Annotated in this window: 12 protein-coding genes; 5 read left to right on the top strand and 7 right to left on the bottom strand. The window is 65.6% G+C overall.

What is annotated here, in order from left to right:
* Positions 1 to 99: 99 nt before the first annotated feature.
* The 4 genes from XH92_RS16660 to XH92_RS16645 are packed head-to-tail and all read left to right on the top strand — an operon-like array spanning position 100 to position 4,614.
* On the top strand, positions 100 to 1,302 hold the full coding sequence (locus XH92_RS16660) for an ABC transporter substrate-binding protein (protein WP_371818043.1): 1,203 nt from the start codon (positions 100 to 102) through the stop codon (positions 1,300 to 1,302).
* A gap of 10 nt (positions 1,303 to 1,312) precedes the next feature.
* A complete protein-coding gene (locus XH92_RS16655) occupies positions 1,313 to 3,031 on the top strand; it encodes an FAD-dependent oxidoreductase (protein WP_194460161.1) in 1,719 nt (572 codons plus the stop codon).
* Entirely contained in the window at positions 3,028 to 3,792 is a 765-nt protein-coding gene (locus tag XH92_RS16650; RefSeq protein WP_194460160.1) for an SDR family NAD(P)-dependent oxidoreductase, read from the top strand. The genes XH92_RS16655 and XH92_RS16650 overlap by 4 nt, the downstream gene beginning before the upstream one ends.
* Positions 3,793 to 3,819: 27 nt before the next feature.
* Positions 3,820 to 4,614: an IclR family transcriptional regulator gene (locus XH92_RS16645; protein WP_194460159.1), complete on the top strand. Its 795-nt coding sequence runs from the start codon at positions 3,820 to 3,822 to the stop codon at positions 4,612 to 4,614.
* 342 nt (positions 4,615 to 4,956) lie between these two features.
* On the opposite strand, the gene ahcY is transcribed toward XH92_RS16645, so the two are convergent.
* The 3 genes from ahcY to XH92_RS16630 form a co-directional block, all read right to left on the bottom strand.
* Positions 4,957 to 6,384, bottom strand: a complete 1,428-nt coding sequence (gene ahcY, locus XH92_RS16640; protein ID WP_194460158.1) for an adenosylhomocysteinase — start codon at positions 6,382 to 6,384, stop codon at positions 4,957 to 4,959.
* A gap of 126 nt (positions 6,385 to 6,510) precedes the next feature.
* Positions 6,511 to 7,707, bottom strand: a complete 1,197-nt coding sequence (metK, locus tag XH92_RS16635) for a methionine adenosyltransferase (protein ID WP_194460157.1) — start codon at positions 7,705 to 7,707, stop codon at positions 6,511 to 6,513.
* A gap of 60 nt (positions 7,708 to 7,767) precedes the next feature.
* Complete coding sequence (locus XH92_RS16630; protein WP_194460156.1) at positions 7,768 to 9,123, bottom strand: hypothetical protein; 1,356 nt, start codon at positions 9,121 to 9,123, stop codon at positions 7,768 to 7,770.
* A gap of 198 nt (positions 9,124 to 9,321) precedes the next feature.
* On the opposite strand from XH92_RS16630, the gene XH92_RS16625 reads away from it, so the two are divergent.
* Positions 9,322 to 11,049 carry a caspase family protein gene (locus tag XH92_RS16625; RefSeq protein WP_194460155.1) on the top strand — a complete coding sequence of 576 codons (1,728 nt, stop codon included), beginning with the start codon at positions 9,322 to 9,324 and terminating at the stop codon, positions 11,047 to 11,049.
* Positions 11,050 to 11,152: 103 nt separating this feature from the next.
* Here XH92_RS16625 and XH92_RS16620 read toward each other — a convergent pair whose 3' ends face one another.
* Genes XH92_RS16620 through XH92_RS16605 form a run of 4 tightly spaced genes read right to left on the bottom strand, consistent with a single transcriptional unit; the run spans position 11,153 to position 14,780 of the window.
* Positions 11,153 to 12,271 carry a cobalamin-independent methionine synthase II family protein gene (locus XH92_RS16620; RefSeq protein WP_194460154.1) on the bottom strand — a complete coding sequence of 373 codons (1,119 nt, stop codon included), beginning with the start codon at positions 12,269 to 12,271 and terminating at the stop codon, positions 11,153 to 11,155.
* Positions 12,272 to 12,290: 19 nt separating this feature from the next.
* Positions 12,291 to 13,007 carry an ABC transporter ATP-binding protein gene (locus XH92_RS16615; protein ID WP_194460153.1) on the bottom strand — a complete coding sequence of 239 codons (717 nt, stop codon included), beginning with the start codon at positions 13,005 to 13,007 and terminating at the stop codon, positions 12,291 to 12,293.
* Complete coding sequence (locus tag XH92_RS16610; protein WP_194460152.1) at positions 13,000 to 13,752, bottom strand: ABC transporter ATP-binding protein; 753 nt, start codon at positions 13,750 to 13,752, stop codon at positions 13,000 to 13,002. The genes XH92_RS16615 and XH92_RS16610 overlap by 8 nt, the downstream gene beginning before the upstream one ends.
* A complete protein-coding gene (locus XH92_RS16605) occupies positions 13,749 to 14,780 on the bottom strand; it encodes a branched-chain amino acid ABC transporter permease (protein ID WP_194460151.1) in 1,032 nt (343 codons plus the stop codon). Before XH92_RS16605 ends, XH92_RS16610 begins: the two co-directional genes overlap by 4 nt.

The raw sequence follows: 14,780 nt of genomic DNA, 5'->3' as shown, positions 1-14,780 counted from the left end.
CCGCAATCACACACCCATCATTCGCCATTGACAAACTGATTAGATAATTACTAATCGTTGGAAGGTCCGCCAAAGAACGCGGCCATCCAAAAGGGAGGAATGATGAGACAATTTTTGGCGGCAGCCATTCTCGCGGCGATGACGACGGCAGCTCACGCCCAGGTGTCCGATGATGTCGTACGCATTGGCGTGCTGACCGACCTGTCGAGCTGGGGGCGCGACAATTCCGGCCCGGGCTCGGTCGAGGCGGCCAAGATGGCGGTTGAGGAGTTCGGCCCCACCGTGCTCGGCAAGCCGATCGAGATCGTCTCCGCCGACCACCAGATGAAGACCGATGTCGGCGTGCAAATCGTGCGCGGCTGGTTCGACAACGGCAAGGTCGACGCGGTCGTCGACATCCCGAATTCCGGCATCGCGATCGCCGTGCACAACATGGTGCGCGAGCGCAACAAGATCGCGCTGTTGTCCGGTCCCGGCGCGAGCTCGCTGACCGACGAGCTGTGCAGCCCCAACACCGTGCACTTCACCTACGACACCTACGCGCTGTCGAAGGTCACGGCCTCGGCGGTGATCGCTGAGGGCGGCAAGTCCTGGTACTTCATCACCGCGGACTATGCGTTCGGCCAGCAGCTCGAGAAGGACGCGACCCGCTTCATCAACGAGATGGGCGGCAAGGTGCTCGGCGGCGTGCGGCACCCGACCAACACCGCCGATTTCTCCTCCTTTGCGCTGCAGGCACAGAACTCGAAGGCGGACGTCGTGGCATTCGCCAATGCCGGCCAGGACACCGACAATTCGATCAAGCAGTCCGGCGAGTTCGGCCTCGTGCAGGGTGGCCAGAAGCTCGTCGGCCTTTTGATGTTCGACACCGACGTGCATGCGATCGGGCTCAATGCCGCGCAGGGCACCTACATGACGACGGCATCCTACTGGAACATGGATGAGAAGACGCGCGCCTGGTCGAAGAAGTTCTTCGCCCGCGCCAACGTGATGCCGACCATGATCCAGACCGGCGTCTACGGCTCGGTACTGCATTATCTCAAGGCGATCCAGGCAGCCGGCACCGATGATCCGAAAGCGGTGATGGCCAAGATGCGCGAGCTGCCGATCGAGGACACCTTCGTGCATGGCGGCAGACTGCGCGAGGACGGCCGCGTCATCCGCGACATGTATCTGGCGAAGGTGAAGAAGCCCTCGGAATCCAAGGAGCCATGGGACTATCTCGACATCATCAAGACCGTGAAGGGTGAGGACGCTTTCCGTCCGGCCTCCGAGTCCAAGTGCCCGCTGCTCAAGAAATAGGATCGATCGCGTGGCCAACGAAGAAACCTATCAATGCGACGCGCTCGTCGTCGGCTCCGGCTGCGCCGGGCTGTCGGCGGCGGTCACCGCCGGCCATCACGGCCTCAAGGTCCTCGTCGTCGAGAAGGAGCCGCGCTTCGGCGGCACCACCGCGCGCTCCGGCGGCTGGCTGTGGATTCCCGGCACCTCGCTGGCGAAGGCCTGGGGCATCGAGGAAAGCCCCGACCAGGCGAAAACCTATCTGCGCCATGAGGCCGGGAACAGTTTTGACGCCGCGCGGGTCGATGCGTTCCTGACCGAAGGGCCAAAGGCGGTCGACTTCTTCACGACCAAGACCGCCGTGCGCTTCGACATGCCGCTGACCTTCCCGGATTATCACGCGGAGGCGCCCGGCGGTGCACAGGGCGGCCGCTCGATGGTGACGCGGCCGTTCGACGGCCACGAACTCGGCGATGCCATCAAGGATCTCGGCAGTCCCCTGCCCGAGCTCACCGTGTTCGGCATGATGCTCGGCTCCGGCAAGGAGATCGTGCATTTCATGCGCGCGACGCGGTCGCTGACCTCGGCGGCCTACGTCGCCAGGCGGCTGTCGAAGCATGCGATCGACGTGATGCGCAACGGCCGCGGCATGACGCTGACCAACGGCAATGCGCTGGCCGGCCGGCTGGCGAAATCCGCCTTCGACCTGAAGATCCCGCTCTGGCTGAATTCGCCGGTGCGCGAATTGATCGTCGAGAACGGCGTGGTGCGCGGCGCGGTGGTCGTGCGCGAGGGCCGCACCATCCGCGTCAACGCAAAGCGTGGCGTCGTGCTCGCCTGCGGCGGCTTCCCGCATGACGTCGCGCGGCGGCAGAAGATGTTTCCGCACGCGCCGACCGGAAAAGAGCATTACTCGCCAGGCCCGACGGGTAACACCGGCGACGGCTTGCGGCTTGCGGAATCGGCCGGCGGCCGTGTCGAGGACTCGCTGCCGAATGCGGCGGCCTGGGTCCCGGTCTCGGTCACCACACGCAAGGACGGCTCGAAGGGCGTGATGCCGCATTTCATCGATCGCGCCAAGCCCGGCGTGATCGCTGTCATGCGCGACGGCAAGCGCTTTGCCAATGAAGGCAATTCCTACCACGACTTCGTGCAGGAGATGATCAAGGCCGCGAAGCCCGGCGAGGAGATCGCGGCCTTCCTGCTTTGCGATCACGAGACGCTGCGCAAATACGGTCTCGGCTGCGTGCCGCCGCGCCCGATGCCGCTCGGCCATCATCTGAAGACCGGCTATCTCAAGCGCGGCGCGACCCTGTCCGAGCTCGCCGCGCAAACCGGCATCGACGCGAATGCGCTCGAGGCGACCGTCGCGGCGTTCAACGCAGCCGCCGCCGACGGCCGCGATCCCGCCTTCGGCAAGGGCTCGCGCGCCTATAACCGCTACCAGGGCGATGCGCTGCACGGCCCCAATCCGTGCATCGCGCCGATCCAGCATGGGCCGTTCTACGCCATCAAGATGGTGATCGGCGATCTCGGCACCTATGCCGGGATCCGGACCGACGCCAATGCCCGCGCGCTCGACGCCGACGGCCAGCCGATCGCCGGCCTCTATGCCGCCGGCAACGACATGGCGAGCATCATGGGCGGCAACTATCCCGGAGCCGGCATCACGCTGGGGCCCGCGCTGACCTTCGGCTACATCGCGGGCAAGCACATCGCCGGCGCGGCGGCAGAGAGAAGCGCGGCATGAGCATGATGGCGACCCTGCTCGCAGGCAAGCGCGCGCTGGTGACCGGCGCCGCGCACGGCAACGGACGCGCCATCGCGCTCGGCCTCGCGGCACATGGCGCCGACGTCGTTGTGACCGACATCGATCGCGCCGGCGCCGAGCAAACCGCGGCCGACATCCGCCAGCGCGGTCGCGTGGCCTGGCCGTTCGATCTCGACGTAACCGATGCCGAGGCCTGCGCCGCGCTGGCACTGCGCGTGGCGCGCGAGGCCGGGCCGATCGCGATCCTGGTCAACAATGCCGGCATCATCATCCGTGAGGGCATTGACTCGCCGCGCGCGCAGGAGAACTGGCGACGGGTGCTCGACGTCAACCTGACCGGCACCTTCAACGTCACCCACGCATTCCTGCCGGCGCTGCGCGAGAAGCGCGGCACGATCATCAATCTCGGCTCGATCGCCTCCTTCCTCGGCGTGGCCGATACGCTCGGCTACGCGCCGTCCAAGGGCGGCGTGAAGCTGCTCACCCAGGCGCTCGCCCGCGAACTCGCCGCCGACGGCATCAGGGTCAACGCGATCGCGCCCGGCGTGATCGAAACCGCGATGACCGAAACGACCCTCAACGACCCTGCTCGGCTCGCCGGATTTCTCGGGCGCACGCCGCTCGGCCGCGTCGGCCAGCCGGAGGAGCTGGTCGGCCCGGTGGTGTTCCTCGCCTCCGAGCTGGCATCTTATGTGAACGGCGTGACCATGCCGGTCGACGGAGGGTTTCTCGCCGTATAAGCACATTGCGGGAGCTGGCAGAGCCACATGACGAGAGAGAGCCGCGGCATACAGTCGATCGAGGTCGGCGGAGAATTGCTCCGCGCGCTCGCCCGCAGCGGCGAACCGATGATGCTGCGCGATCTCGCCCGCGAGGCCGGGATGCCGCCGGCCAAGGCGCATCCCTATCTGGTGAGTTTTTCCCGCATCGGCCTGATCGAGCAGGACGAGACCACCGGCCGTTACGAGATCGGGGCGCTCGCGCTCGAACTCGGGCTGATCAGCCTGCGCCGGCAGTCAGCGGTGCGGATCGCGACGCCGCGGATCGCCGCGCTCGCCGACAGCATCAATCACGCGGTGTCGCTGTCGGTCTGGGGCACCCACGGCGCGACCGTAGTGCGGCTCGAGGAGCCGAGCCATCCCGTGCATATCGCGATGCGCGTCGGGTCGGTGGTGGCGCTGCTCGAGACCGCGACCGGGCGCGCTTTCGCCGCCTTCATGCCGCCGAACGCCGTCAAGACCGCACTCGAGAGCGGCCTCGACCGCCTCGGCGTCGGCTACAATCCGAAACGCGAAACCATCAACGCAAAGACCACGGAGATGCTGACCGAGGTGCAGAGCCGCGGCCTCGCGCGCGCGATCGGCGATCCCCTGCCCGGCGTCAACGCCTTCGCCGCGCCGGTGTTCGATCACGCCGGCCACGTCGCGCTGGTCATCACCGCGATGGGCCCGGAAGGCACCTTCGACGCCAGCTGGGACAGTGCGATCGCAGCCGCGCTGCGCAGCTGCGCGAGCGAGATCTCGCGGCAGTTGGGGCACGGCACGGTGCGAGCGCCGGGGTGATGCTCCAGCTTTTCCGCCGTCATTCCCCGATGCGAATGCGAAGCTGCGTCCCAGCCCACATCTGTCATCGCCTCGATGCGCCGGTGATGACTTCGAGATGAAGTACGTATCGCGCGAGAACGATCCTCATCGTCGTCCCGGCGAAGGCCGGGACCCATAACCACCGAAAGTGATTGTTGCGCGACGCTGGGGCCACAGTCCTCTCTAACAACACGCCCCTGTGGTTATGGGTCCCTGCTTTCGCAGGAACGACGATTTGGAGAGGCCCGCCTGCAAGTCAGCCCAGCAAAAGCCCCGGACGATGCCGGGGCTCTTCACTTCATCGATCGCGATCAGCGCGGATCAGTAGCGATAGTGGTCCGACTTGTACGGACCTTCCTGCTTGACGCCGATGTAGTCGGCCTGGTCCTTGCGCAGCTCGGTGAGCTTGACGCCGATCTTGGCGAGGTGCAGGCGCGCGACCTTCTCGTCGAGCGTCTTCGGCAGCACGTAGACCTTCTTGGCGTACTTGCCGTCCTTGTTGTTGGCGAACAGCTCGATCTGCGCCAGCGTCTGGTTGGTGAAGGACGCCGACATCACGAAGGACGGGTGGCCCATCGCATTGCCGAGGTTCACGAGGCGGCCTTCCGACAGCATGATGATGCGGTGCTTGTCGGGGAATTCGATCTCGTCGACCTGCGGCTTGATGTTGGTCCACTTCAGATTGCGCAGCGAAGCGATCTGAATCTCGTTGTCGAAGTGACCGATGTTGCAGACGATGGCGCGATCCTTCATCGCGCGCATGTGCTCGATGGTAATGATGTCCTTGTTGCCGGTGGCGGTGACGAAGATGTCGGCGCGGGGCGCCGCGTCTTCCATGGTCACGACCTCGTAACCTTCCATCGCCGCCTGCAGCGCGCAGATCGGATCGACCTCGGAGACCATGACGCGGCAGCCGGCCTGGCGCAGCGAAGCCGCCGAGCCCTTGCCGACGTCGCCGAACCCCGCGACCATCGCGACCTTGCCCGACAGCATCACGTCGGTGCCGCGGCGGATGCCGTCGACCAGCGACTCGCGGCAGCCATAGAGGTTGTCGAACTTCGACTTGGTGACGCTGTCGTTGACGTTGATCGCCGGGAACAGCAGCGTGCCCTTGTTGGCCATCTCGTACAGACGATGCACGCCCGTGGTGGTCTCTTCCGAGACGCCCTTGATGTTCTTGGCGATCTCGCCGAACCAGCCCTTCGGCTTTTCCTTCAACAGGCGCTTGACCAGCGCGTAGAAGATCTCCTCTTCCTCCGAGCCCGGCTTGTCGAGGAACGCAGTGTCGCCCTGCTCGGCGCGATAGCCGGCATGCACCAGCATGGTGGCGTCGCCGCCGTCATCGAGGATCATGTTCGGCGTGCCGCCGCCATGCCAGTCGAACAGCTTTGCGGTGTAGTCCCAGTATTCGGTCAGCGTTTCGCCCTTCACGGCGAACACCGGAATGCCGGCGGCGGCGATCGCGGCGGCGGCGTGATCCTGGGTCGAGTAGATGTTGCAGGAGACCCAGCGGATGTCGGCGCCGAGCGCGGCCAGCGTCTCGATCAGCACGGCGGTCTGGATCGTCATGTGCAGCGAGCCCGCAATGCGCGCGCCCTTCAGCGGCTGCTTGGGCCCAAACTCCTCGCGGGTGGCCATCAGGCCGGGCATCTCGGTCTCGGCCAGCGAGATTTCCTTGCGGCCGAAATCGGCGAGCGCAATGTCCTTGACGATGTAGTCGGTGAAGCCGGGCTTCGTGGGGGCGTTCATGTGAGCGTCCTGTTGTTGAACTGGTCATTCCGGGGCGCCTCGAAGAGGCGAACCCGGAATCTCGAATTGATGGAAAGGGATTCCGGGTTCGCTCGCTCGCGCGAGCGCCCCGGAATGACGCAAGCGTTAGAGCGCGCGCTTCAGCGGCTCGACGAGATCGGTCTTCTCCCAGGAGAAACCGCCCTCGTTGTCCGGCGTGCGGCCGAAATGGCCGTAGGCCGAGGTGCGCGCGTAGATCGGACGGTTGAGATCGAGATGGCTGCGGATGCCTCGCGGCGTCAGATCCATCGCCTTGGCTGCCGCCTTCTCGAGCTCGTCCTCCGACACCTTACCGGTGCCGTGGGTATCGATGTAGATCGAGAGCGGACGCGCCACGCCGATCGCGTAGGCGAGCTGCAGCGTGCAGCGGTCGGCGAGACCGGCCGCGACGATGTTCTTGGCGACGTAGCGCGCGGCGTAGGCGGCCGAGCGGTCGACCTTGGTCGGATCCTTGCCGGAGAATGCGCCGCCGCCATGCGGAGCCGCGCCGCCATAGGTGTCGACGATGATCTTGCGGCCAGTCAGGCCGGAGTCGCCATCGGGACCGCCGATGAAGAACTTGCCGGTCGGATTGATGTGCCAGATCGTCTTGCCGTTGATCCACTCCTTCGGCAGCGCCTCGCGCACATAGGGCTCGACGATGTCGCGGATCTGGCTCGACGTGAGGTCCTCGACCAGGTGCTGGTGCGACACCACGATCTCGCGGACGCCGACCGGCTTGCCGTTCTCGTATTGCACGGTGACCTGGCTCTTGGAGTCCGGACCTAGCACCTTCTCCTTGCCGGAGTGCCGCGCTTCGGAGATCAGCCGCAGGATCTTGTGGGCGTAGAAGATCGGCGCCGGCATCAGGTCCGGCGTCTCATTGGTGGCGTAACCGAACATGATGCCCTGGTCGCCGGCCCCCTCTTCCTTGACCTCGCCCGGCTGCAGCGCGTCGACGCCCTGCGCGATATCGGCCGACTGCGGATGCAGCAGGATCTCGATGTCGCAGGTGTTCCAGTGGAAGCCGTCCTGCTCGTAGCCGATGTCCTTGATCGCGCCACGGACAACGCTCTCGATCTGGTCGTTGGTGACCGAAGCCGGTCCGCGGGTTTCGCCGGCGATCACCACCTTGTTGGTGGTCGCGAGCGTTTCGCACGCCGCGCGGATCTGCCACGGGTCGATGCCCGCCTTCGGCCCCTCGCGATAGAACAGATCGACGATCTCGTCCGAGATGCGATCACAGACCTTGTCCGGATGGCCTTCCGAGACCGACTCGCTGGTGAAGAGATAAGACGCGCGCATCAAGCAAACCCCTTGTTTCGTCGAAGTCCGACGTTGGTTGGTGAATATGTCCCCGGAATGTCAGTCTCGTCGCCGCGAGATGACGTAGGATTCGTCGTAGAACCACAGCCCGTTGTGTTTGCGGAGAACCTCGCGTGTGGCCTCGAGAGCTCGTCCGTTTTCGGTCGTTTCAGTCAACCGCTCATCTTCGATCTGCGCGACATACACTGCTGCGTTCCACGCGGCGAAGGCCGTCGAGGTTCCGATCGAGCCGGTCACCTCATTGGGCAGCGCCTCCATATCATATCGGAAGATCGAACGGTTATCGGCATAGGCGTTGAAGTTCAGCTCGCGGCCGGCCGAGCCCAACTCGTATTTCACCGCGCGCAGTATCTCATGACGGCTGACGGCGAAAGGATTTTCTCCAGGCCAGACGGCTTGAATCATTTCAAGCCCGGGATCGCTTCCGTGGGAGTGGATTCCTATCAGCCGTCCGCCGCCGCGCAACGCGCGGGCGAGCGGCGCGATGATCCGCTTGGCGCGGAAATTCACCGAGGATTTGGCGCGATAGGGCTGCGAGGCGATCACGAGGTCGAAATTGGCCTCGGTTCGGCCGGCCCGCGGAATGATGGAATCGAGCAGGAAGCGGTGATCGTCGCGGTACAGCACCAGCGCCACCGGCCGCTCATAGATCGGCATCGCATTGCCTGGGCTGAGGTTCGCTCGCCAGTTCTGCTCCAGGAACGGACCGAGTTCCGCGATCTGGGCTTCGAATTCCCCGGAGGAGGCGCCCCGCAGCGCTACCTCGTGCCAGATCATGCTGGCGGCCGCCGCGGAGTTCTTCGGCGTCAGCCAGGGCGCCTCGGCGTAATACATGTTGGTGAAGACGAAGACGCTCGCCGGGTGCTCGAACAGGCGGTCGGGAACCTTGTCGAGGGTGAGGCGGACGTCCTCCAGGCTCAGTTCCTTGCCGGCGACATAGAACGGCATATGTGGGAAGCGGCCATGCATGGCGCGCAGGACCCGCGCCAGCACGGTGCCGTCGCCCATTCCGGCGTCGAACACCCGGAGCGCCGGCGGCCGCGGATGGATCGCGGCCAGTTCCAGCGAGACCCGGTCGGCGATCACCCGCTTCTCGCTGCAGGTGTGGACGAACAGCAGATAGCGCTGTCGGTTCTCGAAGAAGCGGAAATTGCCCCTCGGATCGCGCTTTTCCGGCGGCACTACGAGGCCGCGCGGCGGCGCCACGCCGCCCGGCGTCGAGGTCGCGATGAACGCATTGATGCGGTCGAGCGTATCGATGGTGATGCGCTTGCCCTCACGCAGGCGGTGCACCAGCTTGCCGTCGTTGACGGCACGGCGGCCGAACGTCGTCTCCGCCATGTCGGAGTGACGGCAGAAATCCGTGATCTGACTGAGGATTTCGTCGTTCTTCATGGTGCCTGGAGTGGGCAGTACCCAGTGGGACAAGAGTGGGCAGACGCAGTGTACCGCAAGGTACTATCATCATTTTCCCACCAGTTGAACCCCCCTCCACGGCCGATCACCAAACAGTCATGGACAGCCTCCTGGAACCGCCCTTTGGATCGCCGTGCCGTCACCGATCATCGTGACGGCCTTACCCCTGGATGACCGATGCGCCGCCTGCTCCTGATCCCCTGCCTGCTCGCAGCCTTCCTGTGGTCGGCGCCCTGCTTCGCCCAGGCCCGCTCCCAGCTCGGCCCACTGTGCACGACCGAGACCACGCCGGCCGACCAGACGATCGACGCCTGCACCAAGATCATCGCGCTGAAGGTGTTTTCCGGCGAGAAGCTCGCGACCATCTATTTCTGGCGCGCGGTCGGGTGGAACAAGAAGGGCAACTACGCGCAGGTGATCGCCGACGCCACCGAGGCGCTGCGCCTCAAGCCGAGCACCGCCGTCTACAACCTGCGCGGCTCGGCCTATTACGACAAAGGCGAGTACGACATCGCGATCGCCGACTTCAACGACGCGCTGCGCTTGGGGCCGCCGAGCGGCATCATCTTTCACAACCGCGGCAACGCTTATCGCAGCAAGGGCGAGTACGCCAAGGCGATCGCCGACTACGACGCCGCGATCAAGGCCGGTCCGAAATCGGCGTTCTCCTATCAGAACCGCGGCTCCTCGAAGCAGGCACTCGGCGATCTCGACGGTGCGCTCGCCGACATCAACGAGGCGGTCAGGATCGACCCGTCGTTGCCGCAACCGCTGATCAGCCGCGCCGTGATCTGGCGCGCCAAGGGCGACATCGCGCGCGCGATTGCGGACACGACGGAAGCGATCCGGCTTGCGAAGGCCAAAGCCCCCGTCAACATCATGACGCCGCCCGGCAGCGTGCTGATCTCGGCCTACACCCAGCGCGGCCTCGCCTTTGAGGCCAACGGCGATGCCGCGCACGCCAAGGAAGATTACGCCTCAGTGCTCGAAGGCGTGGCCTCCGATGCCGGCAGCAAGGCCAATCAGGCCACAGCCAAGGTGCGGCTCGCGCTGCTCAAGGAAGCCGACGCGGCGCCGCGCAAGACCGCAGCGGCACCCGCCGCCGAAAGCAGCCCTGCGCCCGCACCGCCGGCGCCCGCCGCTGCGCCGGCTGCGCCCACAGCACGCGTGCAGGCCGCAGCAACCGGCCGGCGCGTCGCGCTGGTGATCGGCAACGGCGCCTATGCGCATGTGAAGGCGCTGCCTAATCCACCGAACGACGCGCGCGCCATCGCCAAGAGCCTGCGTGACATCGGCTTCACCGTCTCCGAGGGGCTCGATCTCGATCGCGACAGGATGCAGACAACCATCCACGACTTCCTGCGCGAGGCGGCGCGATCGCAGATCGCCGTGGTCTACTACGCCGGTCATGGCGTGCAGGTCGACGGCCGCAACTACCTCGTGCCGGTCGACATCGCGTTCAAGGCGGGCGCGCGCATGACCGACGCGATGGTCGACATGGACACCATCATGGCCGGCCTCGACGACCAGATCCGCACCAACATCCTTATCCTCGATGCCTGCCGCAACAATCCGATGGCGCCGCAGGTGGCATCCACCGGCCCGAGCCGCGGCATCGAGGCCGGCTCCGGCCTTGCCGCACCCGCTTCGCTCGGATCAGGCTCGACGCTCGGCGCCGGCACGCTGATCGCGTTCGCCACCGCGCCGGGCCAGGTCGCGCTCGATGGCGAAGGCGCCAACAGCCCGTTCTCGGCGGCGCTGTCGCGCCATGTCGGCACGCCCGGCCTCGAAGTGCAGCAGATGCTGACGCGAGTCCGCGCCGAGGTCGTCGCCGCGACGAAGGGCAAGCAGGTGCCGTGGTCGAACTCCTCGCTGCTCGGCGAGGTCTATCTGGCGGAGCAGTGATGACGTGCTTGGGTCGTGTCATTCCGGGGTGATGCGAAGCATCGAACCCGGAATCTCGAGATCCCGGGTTCGCGCTTCGCGCGCCGCGGGATGACGCTACGCGTCACTTCCCCCACACCTCGTTGGCGACCTCGACCGCGAGCCTGAGCTTGGCCCACTGCTCTTCCTCGGAGAGGATGTTGCCCTCCTCGGTCGAGGCGAAGCCGCATTGCGGGGATAGTGCGAGCTGCTCGATCGGGGCGAACTTCGATGCCTCCTCCAGCCGCCGCTTGATGTCGTCCTTCTTCTCGAGCTCCCCGAACTTCGAGGTGATGACGCCGACCACCACGACCTTGTTGCCCTTGGGCAGGAAACGCAGCGGCTCGAAGCCGCCAGCGCGGTCGGAATCATATTCGAGGAAATAGCCGTCGTAATTAGTGCCGGCCAGCATCGTCTCGGCGACCGGTTCATAGCCACCTGAGGAAATCCAGGTCGAGCGGAAATTGCCGCGGCAGACATGCGTCGTGATCACCATGTCGGACGGACGATCGGCGATCGCGTAGTTGATGACGCGCGCATAGATCTCCTGCAGGCCGTCCGGATTGTCGCCGCGGTCACGCGACTTCTGCAACTCCTCCTGTGAGCACAGATAGGCCCACACCGTGTCGTCGAATTGCAGGTAGCGGCAGCCGGCGTCGTAGAATGCCTTCACCGCCTTGCGATAGGTCTTGCCGAGATCCTGGTAGAACTCCTCGAGATCCGGATAGACCTCCTTCGAGATCAGCTTGCGGCCGCCGCGGAAGTGCAGCACCGCCGGCGACGGGATCGTCATCTTCGGCGTGACGTGCGCCTGATCGGCGTACTTCTTTAGGAACCGGAAGTGATCGAGCATCGGGTGATGATCGGAGAAGTCCAGCTTGCCGACCACGCGGATGGCGTCGTGCCGGGTCTGCACGCCAGCGAACTGGATGCCCATGTCGGGGTGGAACAGCTCGCAGCCGGTCAGATGGCTGAGGAAATCGAAATGCCACCAGGAGCGGCGGAACTCGCCGTCGGTCGCAAGCTTCAGGCCGACCGAGGCCTGCTTGTGCACGACCTTCTCGATCTCCATGTCCTCGATCTTGCGCAGCTCATCGGCCGAGATCTCGCCCTTCTCCAATTTGGCGCGCGCTTCCTTGATCTTCGGCGGACGCAACAGGCTGCCGACCTCGTCGGCGCGGAACGGAGGCTTGGTTCGCTGCATGGTGAACTCCCTGAGATCGTCAGTGTTTTTTGGTCCCGGCGACGCCGAGATGGCGCTCGAGGACGGAGGGATCGGCCTTCAGCGCGCTGCTGGCCGCATCGTGCACGATCGTGCCGCGTTCCAATATCACAACGCGGTCGGCGAGCCCGAGAATCTTTTGGGCATTCTGCTCGACGATGATCGAGCAGATGCCGCCCGAGCGCGTGATGGTCCCGATCGCCTTTAACAATTCCTCAACGATGATCGGCGCGAGGCCTTCGGTCGGCTCGTCGAGCAGCAGCACTTTCGGGTTCAAGGTCAGCGCGCGGCCGATCGCCAGCATCTGCTGCTCGCCGCCCGACAGCTGGTTGCCGAAATTGCCGCGCCGCTCCCTCAGCCGGGGAAACATCTCGTACACCCGCTCGACCGTCCACGGCCCGGGCTGCGCCACCGCGGTCATGTTCTCTTCCACCGTGAGCGAGCGGAAGATGTTGCGCTCCTGCGGCACCCAGCCGATCCCGGCGCGAGCGCGCTGGTCGGGCCGCATCGCCGTGATGTCCTGGCCCGCAAGCGCGACGCCACCACCGAACCGCCTGACGATGCCGACGATCGAGTTGATCAGCGTGGTCTTGCCGGTGCCGTTACGGCCGAGCAGCGCCAGCACCTGGCCCTCGGCAAGCGCCAGCGACATATCGGGCAGCACCACCGCCTCGCCGTATCCGGCGCGTAGGCCCTTGATCGAGAGCAGGTCAGGCATCGGCCGCCTCGCCGAGATAGACCGCCCGCACCTGCGGATCGCGCGCGACCTCGTCGGGCGCGCCCTCGGTGAGCAAGCCGCCATTGACCAGCACCGAGATGCGATCGGCGAAGGAGAACACCAGGTCCATGTCGTGCTCGATCAGCAGCACGGTGACGTCGCGCGGCAATGCCGCGACCGCCGCCAGGATATCGTGGCGCTCGCTCTCGGGCACACCGGCCGCGGGCTCGTCGAGCAGCAGCACGCGCGGCTTCGCCGCGATCGCGACTGCGATCTCGAGCAGGCGCTGCTTGCCGTAGGGCAATGTCGAGGTGAGCTCGGTCATCACGTCGAGCAGATGAAAGCGCGACAGGACGTCGGCGATCTCGGTGTTGACATCGCTGCGCGTTCCCATCCGCCGCCACCAGTCGCCACCGCGGCCCATCCGTTCGGATACCGCGAGGCCGATGGTTTCGAGCGGGGTCAGGTCGGCATAGAGCTGGTTGATCTGGAAGGTGCGCGACAGCCCGCGCAGCACCCGCTTGTGCACGGAGAGGCCGGTGATGTCGCTGCCCTCGAGCAGGATTTGTCCGCTGTTCGGCGTCAGCACGCCTGTGAGCTGGTTGATGACGGTGGTCTTGCCGGCGCCGTTCGGCCCGATCAACGCGTGGCGGGCGCCCTGCATCACCTTCAGCGAGAGGTCGCGGGTGACGCGAAGACCGCCGAACGATTTTTCGAGATTGCGGGTTTCCAGCGCGACGGTCATGACGCATCGCCCTCGGGCACGGTGACCGCCGCCTTGCGGCCGGCGAACTGCCGGATGATCAGGTTCGGCACGAACAGCACCCAGCGGTGGATTCGCGCCCGGCCGACCAGCACGATCACGACCAGCACGAGGCCGATCCAGAACAGCCAGTATTGCGGCGTGATGCTCTGGAACAGCTCCTGCAGCATCTTGAACACGACGGCGCCGATCAAACCGCCATAGAGATAGCCAGTGCCGCCGATCACCAGCACCAGCATCAGGTCGGCGGAGCGCTCGAAGGCGAACACGTCGAGCGAGGCGAGCGCCGTGGTCTGGGTGAACAGCGCACCGGCAATCCCGGCATAGAAGGCGGCGAGCGTATAGACCGCGATCAGGCGGCGGTTGACCGGTATGCCGATTGCAGCCGCGCGCAGCGGATTGTTCCTGATCGCGCGCAGCGACAGGCCGAACGGCGAATGCACGACGCGACGGGCGAACAGGAACAGGACAAACAGCACGATCAGCGAGTAGAAGAGGCCGGTCTTGCCGAACATGTCGAAGGCGAACAGCCCGAGGATCGGCTGCATCTCGATGCCCTGCAGGCCGTCGGTACCGCCGGTGATATCGGAGAAGCGTTCGGCGAGCGCTTCCAGCAGCAGCGCGATGCCGAGCGTGACCATCAGCCGCGTCAGGTCGACGCCGCGGATGACCAGGAAGCTGGTCAGGAAGCCGAGCACCGCCGCAACCAGACCGGCCGCGGCCAGCGCGATGACCGGCTCGTTGATGATGCCGTGCAGCGCCAGCAGACCGGCCGAATAGGCGCCGACGCCGAAGAACGCCGCATGGCCGAGCGAGACGATGCCGGCGTAGCCGAGGATCAGGTCGAGCGACAGCGCGAACAGGCCGAGCCGCACGATGTCGGTCATGATCAAATAGCGCGACGGGAACAGGAAGGCGCAGGCGAGCGCCAGCACCCAGAAGGCGACTTCGCTGATCCGCCAGCGCGCGCTGGCCATCGCATGAGTGGAGACCTCGGACAGCGCGGTCAT

The sequence above is a fragment of the Bradyrhizobium sp. CCBAU 53421 genome, from assembly GCF_015291625.1.
In the GTDB taxonomy this organism is placed as follows: domain Bacteria; phylum Pseudomonadota; class Alphaproteobacteria; order Rhizobiales; family Xanthobacteraceae; genus Bradyrhizobium.
The sequence above is the reverse complement of the archived record's forward strand: the minus strand, read 5'-3'. Positions and strand labels throughout refer to the sequence as shown.